Origin of the sequence: Desulfallas thermosapovorans DSM 6562, from assembly GCF_008124625.1 — a bacterium.
Classification (GTDB): Bacteria; Bacillota; Desulfotomaculia; order Desulfotomaculales; family Desulfallaceae; genus Sporotomaculum; species Sporotomaculum thermosapovorans.
Genome location: NZ_VNHM01000004.1, coordinates 194,648 through 218,381, shown reverse-complemented (window position 1 = coordinate 218,381; position 23,734 = coordinate 194,648). Strand labels below are relative to the sequence as shown.

Annotated in this window: 17 protein-coding genes; 1 reads left to right on the top strand and 16 read right to left on the bottom strand. The window is 43.9% G+C overall.

Features of this window, described 5'->3' with window-relative positions; all coding sequences use genetic code 11:
• Positions 1-24: 24 nt before the first annotated feature.
• Positions 25-393 carry an HD-GYP domain-containing protein gene (locus tag LX24_RS05330; protein ID WP_279233182.1) on the top strand — a complete coding sequence of 123 codons (369 nt, stop codon included), beginning with the start codon at positions 25-27 and terminating at the stop codon, positions 391-393.
• Between the two features lie 673 nt (positions 394-1,066).
• On the opposite strand, the gene LX24_RS05325 is transcribed toward LX24_RS05330, so the two are convergent.
• The 16 genes from LX24_RS05325 to wbaP all read right to left on the bottom strand — a co-directional run bounded on the left by LX24_RS05325 (position 1,067) and on the right by wbaP (position 23,704).
• Entirely contained in the window at positions 1,067-2,461 is a 1,395-nt protein-coding gene (locus LX24_RS05325; RefSeq protein WP_279233181.1) for a phosphohexomutase domain-containing protein, read from the bottom strand.
• Between the two features lie 71 nt (positions 2,462-2,532).
• The gene (locus tag LX24_RS05320) at positions 2,533-3,903 is read right to left on the bottom strand and encodes a UDP-glucose dehydrogenase family protein (RefSeq protein ID WP_166511102.1); all 1,371 of its coding nucleotides are present in this window, start codon (positions 3,901-3,903) and stop codon (positions 2,533-2,535) included.
• Positions 3,900-4,928, bottom strand: coding sequence for a glycosyltransferase family 2 protein (locus LX24_RS05315; protein ID WP_166511101.1), 1,029 nt, complete (start codon positions 4,926-4,928; stop codon positions 3,900-3,902). The genes LX24_RS05320 and LX24_RS05315 overlap by 4 nt, the downstream gene beginning before the upstream one ends.
• A 63-nt stretch (positions 4,929-4,991) precedes the next feature.
• Complete coding sequence (locus LX24_RS05310; RefSeq protein WP_166511100.1) at positions 4,992-7,271, bottom strand: hypothetical protein; 2,280 nt, start codon at positions 7,269-7,271, stop codon at positions 4,992-4,994.
• Between the two features lie 60 nt (positions 7,272-7,331).
• The gene (locus LX24_RS05305; RefSeq protein WP_166511099.1) at positions 7,332-8,243 is read right to left on the bottom strand and encodes a hypothetical protein; all 912 of its coding nucleotides are present in this window, start codon (positions 8,241-8,243) and stop codon (positions 7,332-7,334) included.
• A gap of 6 nt (positions 8,244-8,249) precedes the next feature.
• Positions 8,250-8,894 (bottom strand): class I SAM-dependent methyltransferase, encoded by a 645-nt coding sequence (locus LX24_RS05300; RefSeq protein ID WP_166511098.1) that lies wholly within the window; start codon positions 8,892-8,894, stop codon positions 8,250-8,252.
• 152 nt (positions 8,895-9,046) lie between these two features.
• A complete protein-coding gene (locus LX24_RS05295; RefSeq protein WP_166511097.1) occupies positions 9,047-10,429 on the bottom strand; it encodes a mannose-1-phosphate guanylyltransferase/mannose-6-phosphate isomerase in 1,383 nt (460 codons plus the stop codon).
• A 59-nt stretch (positions 10,430-10,488) separates the two neighbouring features.
• Entirely contained in the window at positions 10,489-11,661 is a 1,173-nt protein-coding gene (locus LX24_RS05290; protein WP_166511096.1) for a glycosyltransferase family 4 protein, read from the bottom strand.
• Positions 11,658-12,563, bottom strand: coding sequence for a GDP-mannose 4,6-dehydratase (locus LX24_RS05285; RefSeq protein WP_166511095.1), 906 nt, complete (start codon positions 12,561-12,563; stop codon positions 11,658-11,660). The genes LX24_RS05290 and LX24_RS05285 overlap by 4 nt, the downstream gene beginning before the upstream one ends.
• Before the next feature lie 29 nt (positions 12,564-12,592).
• The gene (gene gmd / locus LX24_RS05280; protein WP_166511094.1) at positions 12,593-13,627 is read right to left on the bottom strand and encodes a GDP-mannose 4,6-dehydratase; all 1,035 of its coding nucleotides are present in this window, start codon (positions 13,625-13,627) and stop codon (positions 12,593-12,595) included.
• 23 nt (positions 13,628-13,650) lie between these two features.
• Positions 13,651-17,433 (bottom strand): glycosyltransferase, encoded by a 3,783-nt coding sequence (locus LX24_RS05275; RefSeq protein ID WP_166511093.1) that lies wholly within the window; start codon positions 17,431-17,433, stop codon positions 13,651-13,653.
• The gene (locus LX24_RS05270) at positions 17,430-18,917 is read right to left on the bottom strand and encodes an FkbM family methyltransferase (RefSeq protein WP_166511092.1); all 1,488 of its coding nucleotides are present in this window, start codon (positions 18,915-18,917) and stop codon (positions 17,430-17,432) included. Before LX24_RS05270 ends, LX24_RS05275 begins: the two co-directional genes overlap by 4 nt.
• Positions 18,918-18,921: 4 nt before the next feature.
• Positions 18,922-20,157: an ABC transporter ATP-binding protein gene (locus LX24_RS05265; RefSeq protein ID WP_166511091.1), complete on the bottom strand. Its 1,236-nt coding sequence runs from the start codon at positions 20,155-20,157 to the stop codon at positions 18,922-18,924.
• Positions 20,154-20,948 carry an ABC transporter permease gene (locus LX24_RS05260; protein ID WP_166511090.1) on the bottom strand — a complete coding sequence of 265 codons (795 nt, stop codon included), beginning with the start codon at positions 20,946-20,948 and terminating at the stop codon, positions 20,154-20,156. Before LX24_RS05260 ends, LX24_RS05265 begins: the two co-directional genes overlap by 4 nt.
• The gene (locus LX24_RS05255) at positions 20,948-22,069 is read right to left on the bottom strand and encodes a glycosyltransferase (protein WP_166511089.1); all 1,122 of its coding nucleotides are present in this window, start codon (positions 22,067-22,069) and stop codon (positions 20,948-20,950) included. Before LX24_RS05255 ends, LX24_RS05260 begins: the two co-directional genes overlap by 1 nt.
• An 84-nt stretch (positions 22,070-22,153) precedes the next feature.
• On the bottom strand, positions 22,154-23,704 hold the full coding sequence (wbaP, locus tag LX24_RS05250) for an undecaprenyl-phosphate galactose phosphotransferase WbaP (protein ID WP_166511088.1): 1,551 nt from the start codon (positions 23,702-23,704) through the stop codon (positions 22,154-22,156).
• Between the last annotated feature and the right edge of the window lie 30 nt (positions 23,705-23,734).

Genomic DNA, 23,734 nt, shown 5'->3' with positions numbered 1-23,734 from the left:
GGATTTTCAAATGGCCATTGACATTTGAGTAACGAAGAATGGGCCTTAATGAAAAGCCACGCGGAATTGGGTGCTAAAATTTTGGCTAATGTTAAGCCAATTCACCTGGCGGAGAAACTTTATAAAGGCGCATTATGTCATCAGGAAAAATACGACGGGACGGGCTACCCCAGGGGTATAAAGGGCGAGGAAATACCGCTGGTGGCCCGCATCATAGCTATTGCCGATACATTTGATGCCATAACAACAGACCGGCCGTACCGCAAGGGAGCAACCTTTAAAGATGCCCTGGCGGAAATTCAACGCTGCGCAGGCACTCACTTTGACCCCCGGGTGGTACCCTTCTTTATAAAAGCCATATCCCGGGAATTTAATATAGAGCAGCCAGCGTGATGATATCGCTGGCCAAATCTTTTTTACATAAACGCTATATTAAAGTAACCAGATGTATTTGCTAAAATAAAAGGGGGCCATTTTAGCCCTTAGCTCACCCAAAAGGGGACTACCTGATCAAAATTTCCTGTATGCTGTATATGATCAACTGTAGCGGACAGGAGGAAAGGAAATGATCAGCGTGGTCGATAAGATAAAGAGATTATCAGAAGGCTCTACCAAAAGTAAGGAAAATCCATGCGCTGGATAGCCCGGGGCTTAAAATGTCCCGAAAAACAGTACGGAAAGCCATATTTGACGATTCAGAACCCAAATACAATTGCCCGCTGGGATTTATCTTGTACAAGGTGCATCTTTCTGACAAGCTCAATATCAACCACCGAGGGCATCCTTTCAAATCCCCCCTGTAAATTGGTAGTTTAGCTCATTCCCATTTTACAGGTTTGGAAGATTTCGGTGGTATATTTTTTGTTACCCCAGCCGCCCTTTTGGGTACACTTTTAGTTTACCATTACAGTTCAGCATCGAACTGGCTGGATATAATAGGGCCTACGTGTGTATTAGAATATTCTTTATTAAAATTGGCACACCTTATCTTTTATTTTCCTTCGCAATACTATATTTATGACATTTAGACAAAAACAAGATAGCCGGCTTTCCAACCCTTAGTCAACTAAATAGTTTTATCAGACACAGAATCAATCAACGCAAGAATTTCATTTGTTTTTTGCTCAAGAAGTTTAAAATCGCCCTTTGTTTCCACATTTAATCTTAGCAAAGGCTCTGTATTTGACATGCGTACGTTAAAACGCCATGTATCGAATTCCATACTCAACCCGTCCGTTCGATCAATAATTGGTTTTTCTTTAGCAAACCTTTGCTCTATGTATTGTATAACTTTTCCCGGTTGAGCTACCCGGCGGTTAATTTCTCCGCTTACCGGAAAACGATTCATACGCTCCTGTATTAACTCCGATAAACGTTTTCCTTGACGGCTCATTATTTCCAGTACCAGTAACCAGGGAATCATTCCACTGTCGCAATAATTAAAATCTCTGAAGTAATGGTGGGCGGACATCTCCCCGCCATATAATGCATCCTCCAAACGCATACGTTCTTTAATAAAAGCATGGCCGGTTTTACTAAGCACGGGAACACCTCCGGCATCACGTACCAATTCCACGGTATTCCACGTTAACCGGGGATCATGTATTATCTTACCTCCCCGGTAACGCTGTAAAAAAGCTTTGGCTAATAAACCCACTATATAATAACCTTCAATAAATTTTCCCTGCTCATCATATAAAAAGCACCGGTCAAAATCACCATCCCAGGCAATACCAACATCCGCCCCCGATTCCCGCACCGCTTTGGCTGTGACATCCCTGTTTTCGGGCAAGAGAGGGTTGGGGATACCATTGGGAAATGTACCATCAGGTACGTGATTTATTTTAATAAATTGGAAAGGCAAGCATTGTTCTAATAAATCAATCACAGGCCCGGCGCAACCATTTCCGGCATTCACTACCACCTTGAAAGGGCGAAGAATGGATTGATCTACATAAGATAAAAGGTGTTGCACATATTCAGCCATAATGTCCTGGCGAATATATTTCCCTAAGCTAGCATCTGAAGACGGGCTTGACGTGTAAGCACTACTAATTACTCTTTCCTCCAGTTCACGCAACCCGCTATCTCCACTAATCGGCCTGGCACCGGAACGTACTAATTTCATACCGTTATAATCCTGCGGGTTATGACTGGCAGTAACCATAATGCCCCCATCAAGTCCCATGTGGAATGTTGCAAAATAGATTTGCTCGGTACCACATAGGCCGATATCTATAACATCACAACCACTTTCCATTAAGCCTTTGGCAAGTGCATTAACAAGAGCTGGGCTGGATACTCGCACATCATGACCTACCGCTATTTTTTTTGTTTTAAATAGATTTACATAGGCTCTTCCTATGCGGTAAGCTATTTCTTCATTTAATTCGTCCGGAACCTTACCCCGAATGTCATATGCTTTAAAAGCTGTACGGCAGGCCTCTATTGATTTATGCAATTAAATCACTCCATGTATTTCATCATTATTATCCAATATGATTACAATCATCTATGGGTTGGATATGAAAGTTATGATATATTCCATCTCTTTTCAGCAATATTGTAAACATCAACCATGCTTTCTTTTACAAAACCTCTATTCTCTACGGAAGGCCTGCCAATACATGAATAATAAAACCCGTTTGCAACAATAGTATGAGGGTCATATACATTGCGACCATCAATTAGTACTGGTTGTGCCATACCCTTTTTAAGCCTCTGCCAATCTATATTCAAAAATTCTTGCCACTCAGTTACCAGTATAACTGCATCCGAGCCTTCTGCGGCCGCATAAGGATCTGTACAGAAAGTAACCCCTTCGAATGCTCCCCCTACCGGTCCTTTAATGACAGGATCATATACCTGAACAACCCCGCCCAACCTGTTTATTTCTTTAATGATTAGAATTGAAGGGGCTTCACGAGTATCATCAGTACCTGGCTTAAAACTTAAGCCCCATATAGTAATAGTTTTTTTCTTAATATCCCCCAATAAAAATTCTAACTTTTCAACAACTTTCTTCCATTGCAAATTATTAACCTCTACCACAGCCTTAAGCAACTTGAAGTCATGGGCCACATGACCGGCAATTTGAATCAATGCTTTTGTATCCTTTGGAAAGCAGGAACCGCCATAACCAATACCGGCACGAAGAAAATCGGATCCAATGCGTTTATCCTTACCCATGCCGCGAGCGACCTCAATTATATCGGCTCCAACTTTATCACATATATTAGCTATTTCATTAATGAAGGATATTTTTGTTGCCAGAAAAGCATTTGAAGCATACTTAATCATTTCAGAGCTTCTAAGATCAGTAATTATAACAGGAGCATCAACAAATTCATAAAGTTTCTGCATTATATTCCTTGCTTTTTTACTACCGCACCCCAGTATTATCCTTGACGGTTCCCTGGCATCTTTTAAGGCCGTCCCTTCCCGAAGAAACTCTGGATTAGATACAACATCAAAATCGTATAGATCTTCTTGATTTTCACGAATAATCCGCTTTGCAAGATCACAAGTCCCTACCGGTACGGTACTTTTAATAACAATTACCTTGTAATCACGCATCAACTTTCCAATTTGGGTACAAACTTTAATTAACCCGGATAAATCAGCTTCCCCGGAAGGAAGTGACGGTGTACCTACAGCAATAAAAATAATTTCCGAATTATGTATTTTTTCTTTCAGATCTTGATGAAAGGAAATCTTTCGTTCTCTGATTAATTCATTTAAGGCCTGTTCCAATCCAGGTTCAAAAAATGGAGAGATACCATTTTTAAGCTTTTCCAGCTTGTCCATTTCTTTTTCAACAACACACACCTCATTTCCAGTTTCAGCCAATGACACAGCAGTAGCTAACCCAACATAACCGGCACCCACAACTGATATCCTCATTTACTTTCCCCCGTTTTCCTCCTTAACTGGATAAGTTCTATTCCTTTTTGCATACTACTTAAGTATAATGAATTACCCTTATTAATATCAGCATCTATTTTTCTCACCTTGGTTAAAATCTGCTCATTTAACTTTCTATTGTTGGCTATTAAATCAGCTAACATCCCAAAAATAATTAATTGGAATCCCATAATAAGAAGTACGGCCATAAGAATTAATGACTGTATATGTCCTATGCCTTGCCCCATAAAATAAAACACCAAATATCTGATACCGATTATTGAACCTAGTATCATGGAAAATATACCCATGCCCATAAAGACTTTTAATGGTTGATACATGGTATATATTCTAATAATGGTTGCTGCCGACCGTGATACATATTTTCTTATGCTACTAAACAATCTCGATTCCCTGAGCTTTTCGTTGGTAGATATGGGAACGGATTCTATTCCCATCCTTCGATGGCCGGCAGAGATAATGGTTTCCAAAGTATACGTGTAATCAGATGTCACGTTAATCTGTAAAGCAGCGTCCCGGCTATAAGCCCTGAACCCGCTTGTGGTGTCGGGAACATCTGTGGACGATGCTTTTCTAACTACCCAACTACCTAGTTTTTGCAACATAATTTTTGTTTTTGAAAAATGATCTATGGTTTCTACCTGTCTATCTCCAATTACAATTTCAGCCCTGCCCTCTAAAATCGGCCTAATCAGTTTGGGAATATCCGCACCGTTATACTGGTTATCCCCATCTGTATTTACAATAATGTCTGCTCCCAACCTCAAGCAAGCGTTCAATCCTGCTGCAAATGCCCTGGCCAGTCCTTTATTTTTAGGGAAACTCACAATATGATCCACACCGATTTCCCTTGCTACCTCTACTGTTTTATCAGAACTTCCGTCATCGATAATCAAAATTTCGACCTTATCAATACCGGGTATTTTTCTGGGTATATCAGCCACTGTTAAAGGCAATGTTTTTTCTTCATTATAACAAGGAATCTGCACTATAAGCTTTTTCATTTTAATCAGCCCTTTAAACACATATTAATTTTATTATCGCCCCTGCTGTTATACATAAAGTTATTATAATAAAGAAGGATTTTCGTTGTCATCGATGGGGATTAGTGAATAACCGGTTAACTCAATGTCCACCAGCTCGTCCACCCAAACCCGCACTTCCAAATCACTAACCGCCTTATCGAGCACCACTTTCTTATTGAGCAAGACAGTCTCATCACCCAAATTCACACCATCCACCCCTTCAAAACGCGCGAAAGTATGCTGTCCTTTATCACCTACCACATCCGTAATCACCCTTCCGTTGGTTGAATTGATCATACCACGCAATTCGAGCATGTAACTCCCTGCATTCATAGTTTTATACGGCCCATATACCAAAAACCCGGATTGACCAGTTGAACGTACTGCATTCGATACCTGTTTTCCTACTTTCATGGGGATGTTTTCATGTTCTGCCTCCCAGTGCAAGCATTTCGGCGGCTGGCAATTGTATATCCGAGAGGCCTCGCGTAAGGCTGATTGAATGTGTTGCATATTTGCATCTGGGGAAAGTGAAATTATTGCATATAATTTCTCATTCTTTACATTAAACAAAGAGTCTTTTTCAAAAATATCAACCACATGCGAAAACTTTTCCTTTCGAGTAATAATTTCATTTCTATTAGGAGGCCAAGCATGTGCACCCCAAAGCATATCGAAATATGGTATAACCACATAGTCAGCTATATCATCCAGAAGAATAATTTTTAGCTCTTCAACAAAATATGGACCCGGATTGAAAAGTTGCATTTGCTTAATAGGCTGGGGCCAGGCTTTTCGAGCCATTTCAAGATTTTTGTCTCCTCCAATATTAAAAGCGCGGTAGTTACCAGTTGCGGCCAGATAATTTACAATAAAATCGTTACCCGGTGGTGCAAAAAAGACTCTTGCCTCCTTTCCTAAATAATCTGCTAAGGGAGCGAAATCAGTATCCATCTGGTGCATTGCAATGTGATAATTTATTCCTTGTTTTAACCTGTTTGGAATATCCGGAAGGTTGGAAATAATTAAGAAAGCTATAATTATGCTACTTATAAAATAGCCTGTATAAGTTGACGACATTGATATTATGAAGAGTACTGAAAGACCCCAAAGTGCTGTAAACATCAACCCCGACCAGCGATAAGTTGCACGCATACTATTAAAACCAGGCACATGTTCGTAAATGATCGCATTACCTGTTGGTATTAATGCAGCCTCAGGAGGCATCAACTGCCCTTGCACCAGAACCTTCCCGTTCTCATCGACAGGACGAACAGAATTCACCTTTAAAGACGGGCCAAGAGAAAAATAAAACCCTATTAAGGCTACCAGCAGCAATGGAAGAGCGTAACGATTCCTTCTTGCAAAGCAATAGCCAACTACACCAACAATAATTAAAGGAAGCGCAAAGGTTGTCATCCATACTGAAGCATCGCCAAAGAAATCATTACTACTACGTGGAACACTTATTCCCAGTGCATCCCACAGCCATGCAACCCCCTGGCTTGGAATTAACAACATCACCAGATCAACCCCCCATCCACGGAAGAAACTCATAGGGGATGGGGAATACTCGGAAGTTCCGACATAAAGTGTGTAAAGCAAATAGGAGACTAACGCAGAGAGTAAAATGACCGGCAGTGACTGATAAACAAGTAACTTTCTTTTAACATCTTCACGTATAAATGCTACAAACCAAATGAGCCCACAAGCAGCAAAAAACATTACAAATGTATACCCATCCATAAACACGGAAAGCAATGAGACTGCAATAAATTTAAAGACTGTGATCAACCAATACCTTGAATACAATCTTGTTTTAGGCAAATCATAGATCACCCTGAACGCCAGATACAGATATAGAGGCAACAATGCAAAGCCAAAAGAGAGCATTGAAAAAATATCGTGCCGCCAAACAATTGGTAGAGTAAGATATATTAACGATAAAAAAGAGCCTAGCGCGAAACTGGTGCCAAGAAATTGGCAAAGCCTGATCGCCCCCCAAAGAGACAATGCAAGCCACAAAACGGCACCCATAGCATATGCATCCGCCGGGTGCATGCCAAAAATGGCAATGAATGTGCTTTGCAAGAATGCTCCGGCGAGACCGAAAGCAATTGCGGCATTATCGGGCAAACCAAAATTAAATGCTTTTATGGATGGCCAACCCGCATTAACAAAGGACTCGGCAAACCCTGAAGCCCATACTACTTGTGCTAGTGTGGGAACCGACAAAAATGGAATTGCACCATAAACAGTCAAAATTATTAAAAGTGCAATGCAATAGGCCGTAATAGCTGACCATTTACTCTTTATAAACATAGCCGACTCCCTTTGTGAATTGATTTATATAGAGAATTAGTTCCAAACATTCTTATCGTTTTATGGGTTACTGCTCTGATTTCCTGAACTTAGTCCATTGGCACTGGCATCAAACCCTTTTGTTCGCATAATAACCGCGATTAAATAATAAACCACATCCCCAACCACAGTCACGCTTCGCCCAAGCACAATGGCGGCAAGCAAATCAGCCTCACTGACCACAGTATGTAATATCGCAAACAACACAAACTCCCTAACACCAGCACCAGCTGGCGCACCCGGTGTCACCAATCCAGCCAGCCAGGAAACCACATATGCGCCGCAGATACCCGTAAAAACAGAATTAATAGCTGAGCCAGTAGGAACAATAAGATATAAGACAATAGCAAAAACGGTCCCCGACAACGCAAGAAAAACGACATACATACCCATGGACCTCGCAACCCAATAGCTAAGCCAACGATACGCAAGATACACACAAACCAAGACAGAGATGAGAAAGATTAATAATGCCGTCAAGCCCGTTATTTTGCCCACCAAAAAAGGTAGAACTAGAAGAGCAAATAAGCTGCCGGTAATTGAAATTACGCCCAACTCCCATAATGCCGATTTTGCCAATGGCCAGGCAGGCAATCCCGCCGCCACACCGACCGCCTGCCGCCCAGCAAGGTGAAAGATATTCCCAGGTACATATTTTGCGAGCTGAGATATTCCATAAACTCGGACAGTCCAACGTGCATTTGCATTTATGCCAAAATGATTCAATAGGTCACGCCAAGCAAACGCCAGCAAAAGATTAGCTATTCCGTATGCCACCGTCAGGCCGAACAACGAAATTAACGTACCGGCATCAAACTTTGAGTATTCAATTTGATCACCGTATTCCACCAGTTTTATAATAACAAACACAACACCGAGGGCACCAAATGCTCCCCCAACCAAGTGGAGCAACCGTTTCATGAACTTAGACATTATAGTTCAGGCAAGCCGTGAACGGCAGCGGCATAACAGCATTGTCCACGGAACAGGCTTGCGAACCTCCTCTATATCGAAATAACGGGAAACAAGTTGTATAAACTTACTCCGCGACCAACGTTGAATATGACCCGGAGTATTGCCCAAATTTCTTAAATACTTGCCTCTGACTATATTCATAATACTCCAAATAGGCTCGCACGGTACACTTACAATGAGGTAAGGGTTAGCAACCAACTGCAAACGCTGCAAACCATCCTGGGGCCTTTCCAAATGTTCTAGCACTTCGCAACATACAACTAATTCCGCAGCATCGGACGCAGAATCCAAATCATAGATACTACGAATCTTAAAAACCTCTGGGGAAAGGTTTCGCTCCAGCGCATTCATACGCGCCAACTCAATAACTTTCTCTGAAAAGTCACTACCGCGTACTGCAATACCCTGTTCTAGCCAGCGTAATGTCCAATAACCCTCCCCACAGCCCACTTCGTGAATATTAGACGGTTTTACCTTGTCTACCAGCTCCGTCAATGCAGATTCAAAACCTTTTATCAACCGTCGCGCTATAGGGTTACGCGAGCCATATTTATCATAACAATTACCTACAACCACACCTTTTTCAGTAAGACCACCGGAAATTTTCAATAAAATTCCTCCGTTCGTCCAACGAAAATCGGGCAACTGAATGCTATTAAAAGAAACGTCTTTTGTGCGCTAGCTTTACTCATACAGCTCAAATCAATTTTTGCGCCTTATATAGTACGGTCTAATTAAACAGAAGCATCTGCATCTCAAAATCAAGAATTACTAGTCGCCCTGCCAAAATCATCATCAAACCGGACTATATCGTCTTCTTCCAAATACTCGCCAAGCTGCACCTCTATTACCTCCAGCGAAACCTTCCCAGGGTTCTCCAAACGGTGTTTGTACCCTGTTTTTACAAAAGTGCTTTCACCGCTTCTAACGAAAGACTCAACACCTTCCACGGTAACCATGGCTGTTCCCTTGACCACGATCCAGTGTTCGCTACGGTGATGGTGAAGTTGATAACTCAATTTTTTCCCCGGCAAAACAGTGATGCGCTTTATTTTATAAAACAGCCCTTCCTCTAAAATCGTATAGGAACCCCAGGGCCGGTAAGTGGTCAAATGAAAATCCACCCTCGGGTTATTGGTATTCTTTAACCGGTCAACAACTTCTTTAACTTTTTGTGATTGGTCTTTTTTACATAATAACAACGCATCTTTTTGATCAACCACAATTAAATCCTCAACACCAATTAACGCTACGGTTTTATCCTTATTGGTGTAGAGAAGATTATTTGATGAATCAATTAATATATCACCATTAAAAGCAATATTTCCGTTTTCATCTCTGTCAAATCTTTCATAAAAAGCATCAAAACTCCCCAGGTCACTCCACCTAATGTTTAAAGGAATAACCGCCACCCGTTCAGTCTTTTCCATAACACCGTAATCTATGGATATATTTGGTGTTCTCTCATATATTTCATTAATATCGCTTGATTTAAAAGCCTCATAGACTTCTGGGTTAAACCGTTTTACTTCTTCTGTAAAAATATCCGTACGGAACATAAACATACCACTGTTCCACAAATAACCATTTTCTACGTAATTCAGCGCTGTTTCATAATCTGGTTTTTCTTTAAATTCATCTACTGTATAACCTTGCTCCAAAGGCAATGCAGGCTTAATATAACCGTAACCTGTATGTGGCTTGTTTGGACGTATCCCGTAAGTAATTAAATATTTTCCAGCTATATTTTCACCCTGCTTGATGGTACGGATAAATTTTTCTTCATCGTCAATCAACTGGTCAGACGGGATAACTACTACTATATCATCACCCTGTTTTTGAATTTCTTTTATAGCATAATAAACAGCCGGAAGCGTATTTTTGCCTGACGGCTCGACTAAAACATGATTCTCGTCGAATCTGTAACCTAGCTCCTCAATTTGTCCCAGCACTAAAAACTTATAGTTTATGTTTGTTACTATGTAAATTTCCGCCAATCTAGCGAGCTTAAGACATCTTTCAAGTGTTAGTTGGAAAATAGATTTATCCATATTTCTTAGTTTTAAAAACTGCTTCGGATACTGGTTTCTACTAAGAGGCCATAGCCTGGAGCCGCTACCCCCGGCCAAAATAACAGCTTTCATAAGTAGTCCTCCCATTTTTTCTTGATTGCATATATCAAAAAACTTTAAGTACATGAAATTCACTTTTTTAATGCAGCCCGATAAGCCTCGACTGTTTTAGCAATACAAGCTTCCCAGTTCAATTCCGATGCTCTACGAAGGCCTTCCTTAACAGCTTTAGAACGCCAGGATTCATCCTCTATCGCCGATAATAAGCCATCCCGAAGATCATCTACGTCTTCGGGCTCAACAAGCCACGCAGCCCCACCCGCTACTTCCGGCATTGACGAACGTTTAGATGTCAGTACGGGAACTCCGCTGGCCATGGCCTCTGCAATGGGCAACCCAAAGCCTTCGTAAAGGGAGGGATAGACAAATAGCCTGCAACCTGCATATAGCAAGGGTAGCAAATCTTGCGGAACAAAGCCCATATATTTCAGCCATCCTTCTTGCGAAGCCTGCATAATGGATCGGTGAATGATTTGGCTGTTCCATCCCGGCTCACCCACCAACACAAGGGGGTAACGATGGCGAAGACGAGCGGGCAACATCCGGTAAGAATTAATTAGGCGTACTAAATTCTTACGCGGCTCAATGGTAGAAACACAAAGGCAATAACCACCGGGCTGCAGGGCAAGTTTTCCGAGTGGCGTCCGTAGATAAGTCGTAGCCCTGGGTCTGAAAGTCGCATCAACACCTAGAGGTATAGCAACCACCCGATCCTCCGCCAAGCCAAAGTAAGACAGCATCTCCGCCCGGATTGCCTGGGAATCGGTAATGACCAGCCTGGAGTTAGCTATAGACCTGAGCATCATTTTATTTATTCGTTCCGCCCGAGGGGCCGGATGCCAGTCTCGGCTAACAAGGGTGGAGAGATCATGTACCGTAACCACACAGGGTAAATCTACCTCCGGCACAAAATAATTCGGCCCGTGAAAAAGGTCTGCAACTGCTTTGCGTAGTTTAGCTTTAGCCAGAAATGGTGCCCAAAAATCATAAATTCCACCCACAACCCGGTTCTGGCCAAAATAGCGATAAAGATTCCCAACTTTGCAGTCCGCACTATCTCTTTCAGCACCATACTTAAGCCCGACTTTTTCAATTGCCTCCGGACTTTTCCAACGGCCATGCGCCAAATACAATACAGATTGAATGCCATTATGATTTGGCAAACGGGTGGCCAGTTCCCAAGCATACCTGCCGATACCGGTAAGGGGCGGTTTTATTGCCTCCGCTGCCAACACCACCCTCATAATGTAGTTTCACCTGCATCGGCTCTGAATAAAGACAATTCATCTTCATACATCCATGCCAACGTCTCCCGCAACGGGCGCCGCGGTATTTCACCAATGAGCGACTGCAGCAAGCTGTTGTCTCCCCGAAGTTCCTTGACTTCGTTTGGACGCACAAAGTCCGGATTGACGCGAACTTCGATAGTATGCCCAGTAATCATAACCATCGTTTCAAGAACATGCTGCAAGGAGTATGAGGCGCCAGAACATATATTCACCATCAAACTGTGCGCCGGGCACTCAAGCAGGCAACGATAAATACGCGCTACGTCTCTTACATCCGACCAGTCTCGGGCCACGTCAAGATTCCCTAACTCAATCTCCGGCGCCCGGCGAACAAAATGATTAACAATCTTGGGCGGTAGAAATATTGAAGCTTGACCTGCACCGGTATAATTGAACGGTCGCGTTACTATAATCGGCATACGGTCAAACCACAACCTGGCCATGTGTTCCATGGCCAGCTTGCTAACCGCATAATCACTTACCGGAGCAGGGACACAGGATTCCAAAATGGGCGATTGTGTTTGGTTCCCATAAACATGAGCACTACTGGCCAGTATGATCTTATACGGACAACATTTGCTGTCTTCAATCGCCTTTAACAAGGATAAAGTGCCTAACAGGTTAACCCGGTAAATTTCTTTTATGGAATCGTGCGCCGCAAAGGATATACCGGCAAGATGTACAATAACATCCGGCTTTATATCAACCAGTAGCTTAGTTAAACACATCTGGTCATCAATATCACATGGATAGCTCACTGTTCCATCGATGCGGGTTTCCCGGTGTACCAAGCCAAAAACTTCGTAGCCGTTTGCATGTAGTTCAGTAGCTATATAACGACCTGTAAAGCCTCCCATACCAGTAATAAAAGCACGTTTGCCTGCACTCAGAAAGAGTACCCCCTTTCATTGCGGCGCAAATCCGCCTCCACCATCATTCGACAAAGTTCCTCCAAAGTAGTCTTGGGCTCCCAGCCCAGCTGACGTTTAGCTTTAGAAGGATCACCCAGAAGCATGTCCACCTCGGCCGGGCGGTAAAACTTCGGGTTAACACGCACCAGGGTTTTACCGGTTAATGTATCAATTGCTGTTTCTTCCAATCCTTCACCACGGAAGGCAAGCTCAATACCAGCTGCTCGAAAGGCCATGTGCACAAAATCCCTTACCGTTGTTGACCGGCCTGTAGCCAGCACATAAGTATCCGGTTGAGAAGCCTGCAACATCATCCACATACCCTCCACATATTCTTTAGCATAACCCCAATCCCGTTTAGCATCGAGGTTTCCCAATTCCAGGTAATCCAGCCGGCCAAGCTTAATTTTAGCTACAGCGTCGGTAATTTTCCGCGTTACAAATTCAAGACCCCGTAAAGGTGACTCATGGTTAAACAGAATTCCGCTGCAGGCAAAAATATCATAACTTTCGCGATAGTTGACAGTTATCCAGTGAGCATAGAGTTTTGCTGCACCGTATGGGCTACGCGGGTAAAACGGCGTTTGCTCATTTTGCGGTATCGCCTGAACTTTACCGAACATTTCAGAGGTAGATGCCTGATAAAAACGAATTTGTGGATTAACTATGCGCACAGCCTCCAGCAGGTTCAGCACCCCTAGACCGGTAATCTCAGCAGTAGTAATAGGCTGGTCAAAGGACAACGCTACAAAACTTTGCGCTGCCAGGTTATATACTTCATTTGCACCGGTTTTTTGCAGCAAACGAATAGCTGCACTCAAATCAGTAAGATCATATTCAACCAGATGAAGATTTGGATGTTTTGCTATGCCAAGTTCTTCAATGCGCCAAAAATTTACGGAACTCGTTCGACGGTAAGTACCATATACTGTATATCCTTTTTCCAGCAGAAGCTCAGCCAGGTAAGCCCCATCCTGGCCGGTGATACCGGTAATGACAGCTGTCTTCATATTATCTATCCTTTCTTCTATTATTAATTTTTGGTTAATTTGCTATTGGAAGCGGGCAGCCAGTGATGTATCCAATTAGGGTGGTTTGAATCTGTTAATAATTCAACAATTTGTTTAGTACTGTCCGCCCATGTCTGCCAGGGCATACCTTCTGGAAAAGGCACGGTTCCAGACTGCAAGGCTATTAGCCACTCCCTTAACGCCTCCGCCAGCTCTTCCGGGGTGTCAGCGGAAAAATAGCTGGCGTAGTCCCCGGCCACTTCTCGGAACACAGGAATATCCCGGGCCAAAATTGGCCGGCAATGCCGGGCGGCCTCGATTAGAGGAAGACCGAAGCCCTCCCCTTCGGAAGCTATAAGCACGCCAGTTGCCGTTTCATACAGCTTGAGCAGTGCCTCATCACTAATACCCTGGTACCAAAAAAGACGTTTGCCTAACTCCGGGTGATTTTGCAACCGCCCAGCCAACTCTTCAACCATCCAACCTTGTTTCCCGACAATCACCAAGTTTGCCTCCATCCCCTGCGCCCAAAGCCGTTCGAAGGCCGCCAGGGCCTGGGAATGCCCTTTGCGTGGCTCCACCGTGCCTACCATCAACACACTAGGCAGGGTGCGTAGCTGAGCTAGCTGGGCATCAAAACGATCGGGTAATCCTCTGGTGGGCAGGCTGGCATCGATGTCCGCACCTAAGTGAAACCAGCCGATTTTAAAGGGGCGATGACGATGCACTTGAACGCTTTCCAACCACATGGCAAGTTCATCCGCCACAGCGCGGGAAATACAGAGTGCGCCGTACCCTTGTCGGGTAATGGTGTTTAACCATTTTATATGCAAGTCACGAACAGCTGTAGAGAAAAAGTCCGGATATAGAATTGGCAAAATATCATATATAATAAAATACACATATCCACCCTGGTCACGCATTTTTGCGAAAAATTGGGAATGGTGTGGGACAATCCCTGAAGCCAGGTCAAGACCCAGAAAAATATCGCCTTGATGAAACTCAACGGGTTCATCAATAAGCACATCATCAGGACACGACATAAATTTCATAGTGAAACGGCGGGCATAATGATAAGGAACTTCCGTTTTGGCATATACAGGCTCCACCCGGAAACCCGCCGGAGGATGCTCCAATAATTCCATCAACACACTGCGCACCACCCGCTGGATTCCACTCTTAGCATCCTGTTCGACCAATACCGATATATCCACCAGTAATTGCTTTTGTGGTTGAGGCAACGGCAGATCCTCTGTTACAGCCCGGGCTAGATTAAGCCACGAACCTTCTTCGCCGGGGGCACCCTCAATGGCAACAATGGATTGTATTAATCGTTGGCGAAGCACCGCGGGACTATTATAAAAACTTTCAATGGCTTGAGTATACTGGTCGGCAATCCGACGCGGTGCATGATGCGCTAGTATATGATTGCTGGCTCGATTGCCAATAGCTTGACGCTGTTGCGGGTCACGCCATAATGCTTCCAGCGCCTGTGCCAACTGTTCGTTTGTAAAATCATCAGGGAGCATGACAACACAGTCTCCAGGAAGCTCCGCCAGTGAACCGTGGGCGTTTACCAAAGTTGGCAAGTTGTAATTCATACAATCCAAAACGGCTGCCGAAGTTTCGCCCCGAGAAAATGAACGAAGTTGAACGGCTACATCCGCTGCCGCCAAGTACTGCCGGTACTGTTCCACAGGCATAAAGCCCGTTATACTAATTCGATCAGCGCAGCCGCTTTTTCGAATAGCTTCAAGCATCTTGGCTCCGTATTCTCCGCTTTGATTTTCCCCCACGAAAAAAAGGCGGCAGTTTTTGTCTTTAGCCAAAGGTGTAGTCAACCAAGCCTCTAGTAGTCGATGGTTTAGCTTGGTAGGTCCTAGCATGCCAAAGCTACAGACCACAAAACCGGACTCCTCCAATCCCAGCGCCCGCCTAGCAATACTACGACTCAATGCATGCGCCGGTCCCCTGAGAAGGGGAATTACGTGCCATTCCTGTACCATCTCAGCACCATACCATTGAACTCCCAAACAGCGAGAAAACTCGGAATGCACAATAACACCTATGGCTTGCTGTAAAACAGAAAAATTACATGGATATTTTAAAATCACATTCGCCTTATCCGTCGCCTGAAAACGCTCACAGACAGCATGATAGCCATGTGAAAGATAAAGTGATTTAATCCATTCATATGTATTTGAACCAAGCTCCTCCATGTGTGCAATAATATTGCTTAAGAAAAAGTCGTGTAATACCACTACACCAGGGTGCTGATTCAATAACCCAAACATGTGCTGATGAAAGGGAGAATTACCGAAATGGTAAAGCACCCGATCATACTTATATGAGTTGACGGTAAACCATTCAGTGCTGCGCACCTGGCAGTTAGCCTTGACCCAGGGGTCTACAACTTCCCGCTGATTAACAATAACATCAATATCATAATAGCGCGCCAACTCGGGTAACAACTCAGCGCTATAGTCCGCAATACCGCTTTTCTCGGGAGGCAAAGGCGAAATATATGCTAGACGCGGTCTAGATGGCATATTGCAATATACTTGTTTACTGTTTACCTGTTGGCACGCTTTGTGTAAACGAGTCATGGCATCCAAAGCACGACGAGCACTGCGATCCCACGAGAACATCTTAGCTTGTTTGAGACCGTGCCGCTTTAGTTCAGCACGAAAAGATTCATCTATTAAGACCTTAGTTAACTTGGCAGCAATATCATCGTCATCAAAAGGATCAAACAGAGCATCTGCTTTACCAATCACTTCCGGCAGGCTGGAGGTGTTTGCACCAATTACCGCCACCCCGCAAGCCATAGCCTCCAAAACAGGTAGGCCGAAGCCTTCATGCAATGAAGGAAAAATAAAGGCATGGCAGAGATTGTATAAGGCGAGAAGATCCTCGTCCGGCACAAAACCGGTAAAAACGATCTCATCGGCAGCCACACCATGGGAGATAGCAAGGCGTTCTAAAGCTTGTTTATCCCCGGGCTGTATCGAGCAAACAATAGCTAGTTGATAAGTCTGCCTTATGGTCACCGAAAGCCTGGAATAAGCGCGTATCAATCCTTCAATATTTTTACGGTAATCAATGCCCCCGGTATACATAACAAAGGGTCGTACTAGTCCGTAACGCTTATGAACGGCCTCAACTTTGTCACCAGGCAGGTCAATCGGCCGAAAGCGAGCATCAGCAGCAGTAGAGATGTTGACTACCCACTCCTCTGGCAACCCCAGATATTCAATCCCTTCCTGCCGCGATGACTCTGATATAGCCAGCCACAAATGTGCCCGTCGCAAATGATCCAGTTTGCGCTGGTACCAGGCTTCCACCGCCGGTTTTTGTAAATAGTGTTCACGATAAATGAGGGGAATCAAATCATAAAGAGTAAGTGCAGTAGGCAATGTGTTGGTAAAGACGCCAACGCTAGTAATCGCATCGTCCATTAGGCCTTCGAATAAACTAGACACAAAAAGCACATCTGGCTTAAGGCTGGACATAAAGGCCTCACGCAGGCGCTCAGCTGCATGGCGTTGCCAAAGGTTACCAAAATTCATGTCCTGCACCGGTCCCGGCACATGCCAGAGCCGAATGTTCTCCTGGGGAATTAAGCCATCAAAGGTCGCTCTGACCAGTTCGACGGTTTCAGGAAATTGACTGTTTAAAGCAATTATAATCTCATGTTCTCCGGCTAAGCGTGCTATTGCTAGCGCCAGTGAAAGAGAATAACGGCCAATACCACGGTTACGACTACCTGTACTTTGAACACCTTGTAAATCCAGCACGATTCTCACGGGCACCCCTCCTTTTCCCGGTTTTGGACAACCTGGCCACGAGCTACCCAAAGCTGCAGGTAAGTTGTTCTAACTGAAGCCGGGCAACCGCTTAGGTCTAGACTGCCAGTGGGAACTATGGTAGATGGGGAGGAGGTCTTTATTGTTGTCTGATTATTTCGCGCTTCCGCAATAGCATAGATTTGCGCTTGTAGCCGCGGCCAGCGGGCCAGGAGACCTTTAATGTAGGCTTTACGCCTAGGGTGTCTACGCACATGGGCTAATCCTAACTCAAGAAACCACCGGGCAAGACGCCGAGGTAAATATTTAGCATATAATAATGTGGCTTTAATGTATCCGGGGATACTTTTTAAAAGTTTGTTCACCAACCGTAAAGGCTTTGTCAAGCGCCAAGACATGCTGGCATATACCGACTGCAGTTCACGATTAACCCCATCCGCCACCATCCACCATTGATGAATTTCACCGTTAAGTGCATCAATCTTAGCTTTTGCAGAGTTCCATTCATTATTTAACCACTCAGCCCGAGCCTGCAGTTCGCTATAAGCTGCCTCCTGCCGAACTTGATTAGACTCAAGTTCATGAAGACGTTTGTTTGTAGATTTCATGTTTTCCTCAATTTCTTCCCGTTCATGGTTTAGCCTTTCAACGCAATCATGCAGCTCGTTGTTCTTCCTTACTTGCTCTGCCAAAGCAGCCGTCAAATGTTGGTTTTCTTTTTTGCTTAGTTCCATTCGGGCATTAAATTCTTGCTCCCGCTGCTCCAATTTATTATTTAGCAACGCACAAAAAACATTACTGCTTGTTCCACTCAAAACAACACTATCAAAGACATTTGGGGGATATCGAAAATACTTCTTGAGCTCCTGATGAGCTCCCGAAACATAAAACCGGTTCAAACCATCAAAATAGACAAATTCGTAACCAAGTTCAAGGAGAATGGGCTCCCACTCACCATGTGTTTCTATTTGGGTTAAAGGCAAGGTGCTTTCGACCACAATTATCCACGGTCTAACCTCCGACGGAGACCAGCCCCGGATTACTTCGCTTTCCATACCCTCCACATCTATTTTTAACCAGTGAATCTGGTAGTCCCGGTAGCGCTCTAAAAATTCTGCCAGCGGCAGGCAAGATACTGCTGTTTCCTTAACACTAAAACCCGCCATCCGGTGTTTTTCAGCAATTTGCGCATCTCCGGTGCTTAGGCCCGTTTCATCAATTTCATAAAAACTGATCACTCCGCTCTTGCTTCCTACGGCGGCCTGGATAACGGTTTCATCAGGGCGTGCAAGACGAAGTTTATCCGCGTAATAAGATGACGGTTCTATATGAACCCCACGCCAACCATGTTCATAAAATGCCAGGCTCACCGAGTCAACCACGGGATCTTGAGCACCTATGTCAATGTAAAAACCCTTTTCCACATGCTTTAGTGCACGCCAAAGCATGACATCCTCAAAGTTTTGCGCATATGAAACAAACATGTCCCTACCTCCGGCTAATGTAAAAGACAGCGTCAAGCCAATTTGTGCCAATAAATGTATCCTTATCTGCATTTATTACGTCAAACACCAGGGCATTATCAACCCATTCATAATTGTTTTCAAGATGAGTGTCCGAACTTACGAGGGCGGGAGAAAATGAATATGATCCCGGTCCCAGGGTACAAGTAAAAGGTAAGCAAAATTCAACTTCATCCCCTGTTTTTAGGTCATGGATTACCTGCCTTGTGTGCCATGTATTTGTGCCCCACACAACATGTCCCGTTCTGTCCCGAAGCATATAACCCAATACCAAACGAGGAATATCCCCGTTAATTACAGCAGTGAGCTTTAATACCAGCCTTTGCCCAACTCTGGCTGTGTCCACAGGCTCTTGCGTGACCCCGTCCAATAATTTCAAGTCTTTTACGGTTGCCTTGAAATTACCTGAACGGGTAAGTAGCCATCCGTCGCGTTGCCGCTTTTGCTCTATACTCAGTTTGGCGTTTTCTTTTTCGGCAATCAGCGCGTTGTAATAATCAACAACTTCATCGGGTTGGCCATCTTTTATGATTTTACCATTGTCAAGCAAAATAACACGGTCACACAATGCCCTTACATCGCCCATGCTATGAGTCACTAACAGAATAGTAGTGCCCAGTTCCTTAAACTGTCTTATTTTATCAAAGCTTTTATGTTGGAAGTAACTATCTCCAACCGAGAGTATTTCGTCAACAATCAACACATCGGAGCGCACGGCTGTTGCTACAGAAAAGGCCAGACGTGCTTGCATGCCACTGGAATAAACGCGCAGCGGCTGTTCAAAAAACTCACCCAGTTCGGAGAAGTCTTCGATAACCGGGATAATTTCGTCAATCTGACGTGTAGAAAGGCCCAATAGGCCACCGGCCAAATAGACATTTTGTCGGCCGGTGAATTCCGGATTAAAACCCAGGCCAAGTTCAAGAATGGCACTGATGCGCCCATTGACGGTTATGCTGCCGGTGGTGTTACGCAAGGTGCCAGTGATTAACTTAAGCAAAGTACTCTTGCCAGCCCCATTCTGTCCAATAAGGGCAAGTGCCTCGCCCGCATGCAAAGTAAAAGAAACATCCCTGACCGCCCAGTATTCCTGCTCGGGACGAACAGGAAACCCGAACCATCTAAGAAAACGCGACAGATTGGAACGATAGGAGGCAAAACATTTACCAACATTTCGCACATCAAGAATAACGTCATTCATAAAGCATCCACCAGTTCCGGGCTGGCCTTACGAAACAGCACAAAGGAAAGCATAAACATTGACATAGCAACAACAGACGGGAGCCATAACGTGCTAAAATCAGGCCAGTGGTTGTAGAGCAAGGCATCCTGGTATATACGCACCAGCGGCACCATCAAATTGACATCAGCAAGCCAGCGCAGGTTTTGAGGAATAATTTCGTATGGATATACTATAGGGGTTAGCCAGAACCATATTTGCATAACCACACCCATAACCTGCCCGACATCCCTGGTAAAAACGTTGAATATGCCAAGCATAACCCCCAAACCAAAGGAAAACAGAGAGATCAGCAGTATCCCCAACGGAATAACAAGCCAGGCTATTCCAGGGTAATGACCGAAAAATAGAAATACCACTGTGATCGCCAGCAAAAGCAAGACATGATTGAGCAGGGCACTGCCCCAAACAATCATGGGCAGACACAGGCGGGGAAAGGAAATTTTTTTAAGTGTGCCACCATACTCGACAAAAATATTTAAACAGCGGTTTAATATTTCACTAAAAAGCCCCCACGCAGCCATTCCAGCCATGAGATATATGGGATATGCAGCTTTGTTCTCAACGTTTGGCAACTTGGCGCCAAGCACTTCAGCTAAAACCAAAGCAAATATGGTTGCCTGCGCCAAAGGGTGCAAGACAAACCAAAGGGCACCCAACCGCGAACGCGCGATACGTGACTTAAGTTCTCCCCGTATTGATGAAAGAATGAAGTGGCGATAATGCCATAGAGCTGTAAGCATATTTTTCATTACGTATAAACTCCATCTAATAAATTGGCTTTAAAAACCTTATACTTATCTGTTACAAATTTTTTTATTTCCATTTCGAATCTAGCCTGGCCAAAATGTTTGGCATGGGCTGTTATTGTTTCACATAAAAAATCATCTTCCGAATTAATAAACCTCTTAATAGCATCCTTCAAAGATTCAACCGTTTGCCTCTCAAAAAAGATGCCCGTTTGACCTTCTACCACTGTCTCAAGGGCTCCACCCTTACCAAAGGCAATTACCGGACGACCGCATGCTTGGGCTTCCAAAGGCATAATTCCGAAATCCTCTTCCCCGGGGAAGATAAAAGCCCGGCATTGTTGATACAAGCTACGCAATTCCGAGTCATTAACTTTTCCTAAAAACTTAACGCAGGAACCTGCTATTTTTTTAAGGTTTTTATATTCTTCACCATCTCCGACAACCCAAAGGGGAAGCCGTAGTTGTGAAAAGGCTTCTACTGCCAAATCTATTCTTTTGTATCCCACAAGCCTGCCGCCACATAAAAAAAATTCTTTTTCCTCCCCGCATGGGTAGTAAAAATCCGTATCCACCGGCGGGTAAATGACATAAGAATCACGCTTGTAATGTTTTTTGATTCTGTTAGCAATATAATGAGAATTAGCTATAAAATAATCCACTCGATCTGCACTGGTACGATCCCATTGCCTTATCCTATTCATCTGCCAGGCAATATAACCACGCATCATCAGACCCTTATTAGCGATATATTCGTGATAAAAATCCCAGGCATACCGCATGGGAGTATTGCAATAACATACGTGGCAAACATCAGCACCTGTAATTACACCCTTGGCGCAGCAGGATGATGAACTGAGTACCAGATCATATTCAGATAAGTTAAATTGCTCAACCGCCAGAGGCATAAATTGTAAAAACCACTGGTGTTTTTTGCGTCCGAAGGGAACCCGTTGCAGAAAGGAGGTCCTTATGTCCATCCCTTTGAAACTATCCGGCAAACGGCTCTGATCATAAAAAACTGTAAAAACCGGCGCTGTAGGGAAAATACGATGAAAACTCTCAATTACCTTTTCTGCCCCTCCATAGTTTGTCAACCAGTCATGTATCAGCGCAACTTTCATTAAATTAATTCTCCCACTATAAAACTCACTATTCAAAGTAAGTTCTTCTTATTTTCATATATTTCTTCAACAAGGGCATAAAATCTAATAAGCACCCTTACCCCTCAATACAACAGCCACAGTGCGCATCAATATTGTAATGTCAAGCCATAGCGACCAGTTTCTAATATACCATACATCAAGCCGCAGGCGTTCGTTAAACTCTACATCGTTTCGCCCGCTTACCTGCCAAAGTCCGGTTATCCCGGGCTTTGTTACTAAAATATCCTCTCGCCCCAGCATTTTTTCCTTTTCCCGTGGTAGATAAGGGCGCGGCCCCACCAGGCTCATGTCGCCCTTAATTACATTAATTATCTGGGGCAGTTCATCAAGGCTAAATCTTCTCAAAAAGCCACCCACCCTGGTAACACGGGGGTCATAATCCCTAAGCTTTGCATATTTGTCCCACTGTCGCCGTGCGGAATCGTTTGCCTTCAGATACTGGGCCAGAATTCTATCGGCATCGGGATACATTGTCCTGAACTTGTAACATTTAAATTCAGTACCTTCTTTACCGATACGGGTATCACTAAAAAAAACCGTTCCCCGCGAATCTATCTTAATTGCTATAGCTAGAACCAACATAAGGGGAATGAGTAAGACAAAAAGAATTATAGAGACTATGAACTCAAATATCGTTTTGGTAACTAGATTGGACCTATCGTTCAGGTTGTTCTTCAACTTCAAAACGAGAGTTTTTTCATTAAATAGATGTTGAATTTCCACACCTTCCATGGCCATACCAAAAAGATCAGGGACTACCAACAGGTTATATGTCTTACGCTGCAGCTTATTAACCAGCTGCACAAGTTTTTTACCCGTTAATCCGGGAGCAGCAACAATTATATCGCGAACCCTGCTTTTTTCCAGAACGGCTTCGGCAGCATCGAAACCACCCAGCACTGGAATCTTCTCTCCCGTGGGTAATTCAGGCGGGAACTTTTGCTTGTCAAGATCGTCATCCAAAAAACCAATGGGTTTATAACCAATAAAAGGTTCCTGGTAAAAGGCCTTCAGGATAAGTTTTCCTGTATCGCCGGCCCCCAGAATGATAACCGGTCTTTCCCAAATATGTGCTTTAAACAATAATCTTTTACTAAAGTACCGCAAGGCAGGCACCAGGAACAAGCTGATTATCCAGGCCAGTAGAACCAGTGTCCTTGAATTTTCGTCACCCTGTTTGGTTAAGAACACAAAACTTATCGCTGCTAAAAAAGCCAGTGTGGTAGTCTTGACTATTTGGCCTGCCTCCTGCCAAAAGGGAACCCGCCTGGTATATGCCTTTTCAAAGATAAAAAACATACAAACAAGCATGGGTAACCACCATAGCGCAAATACAAAATCCCATGTGGTTCTGGGTAGGCTGTTAAAAATCAGGGGCAAAAAGTTCACCCGAATTACATAGGCAATGATAATACTAATACAGAGAGCTATACAATCTACCGTCATTAGCAAAGGGGTTGCTAAAAACTGGCGCTTGCTGTAATTAGCCACCGGTATATTCACTGATTCACTCTTATTTGTTCCGGTATACGCCCCGCCCACAACGCCGGGTACCGGTGTTTTTACCATGCCCAAGCCGTTATCAAGACTCATTTATACCACAAGCCCTTCATCCGGAAACTC

Excerpts from the sequence above, each read along its gene's own strand:
- LX24_RS05270 (WP_166511092.1), bottom strand. The coding sequence starts at position 18,917 with ATGTTTGTTTCATATGCGCAAAACTTTGAGGATGTCATGCTTTGGCGT.
- gmd (WP_166511094.1), bottom strand. The coding sequence starts at position 13,627 with ATGAAGACAGCTGTCATTACCGGTATCACCGGCCAGGATGGGGCTTAC.
- LX24_RS05265 (WP_166511091.1), bottom strand. The coding sequence starts at position 20,157 with ATGAATGACGTTATTCTTGATGTGCGAAATGTTGGTAAATGTTTTGCC.
- LX24_RS05295 (WP_166511097.1), bottom strand. The coding sequence starts at position 10,429 with ATGAAAGCTGTTATTTTGGCCGGGGGTAGCGGCTCCAGGCTATGGCCT.
- LX24_RS05315 (WP_166511101.1), bottom strand. The coding sequence starts at position 4,928 with ATGAAAAAGCTTATAGTGCAGATTCCTTGTTATAATGAAGAAAAAACA.
- LX24_RS05290 (WP_166511096.1), bottom strand. The coding sequence starts at position 11,661 with ATGAGGGTGGTGTTGGCAGCGGAGGCAATAAAACCGCCCCTTACCGGT.
- LX24_RS05285 (WP_166511095.1), bottom strand. The coding sequence starts at position 12,563 with ATGGGAGGCTTTACAGGTCGTTATATAGCTACTGAACTACATGCAAAC.
- wbaP (WP_166511088.1), bottom strand. The coding sequence starts at position 23,704 with ATGAGTCTTGATAACGGCTTGGGCATGGTAAAAACACCGGTACCCGGC.
- LX24_RS05255 (WP_166511089.1), bottom strand. The coding sequence starts at position 22,069 with ATGAAAGTTGCGCTGATACATGACTGGTTGACAAACTATGGAGGGGCA.
- LX24_RS05310 (WP_166511100.1), bottom strand. The coding sequence starts at position 7,271 with ATGTTTATAAAGAGTAAATGGTCAGCTATTACGGCCTATTGCATTGCA.
- LX24_RS05260 (WP_166511090.1), bottom strand. The coding sequence starts at position 20,948 with ATGAAAAATATGCTTACAGCTCTATGGCATTATCGCCACTTCATTCTT.
- LX24_RS05305 (WP_166511099.1), bottom strand. The coding sequence starts at position 8,243 with ATGTCTAAGTTCATGAAACGGTTGCTCCACTTGGTTGGGGGAGCATTT.
- LX24_RS05320 (WP_166511102.1), bottom strand. The coding sequence starts at position 3,903 with ATGAGGATATCAGTTGTGGGTGCCGGTTATGTTGGGTTAGCTACTGCT.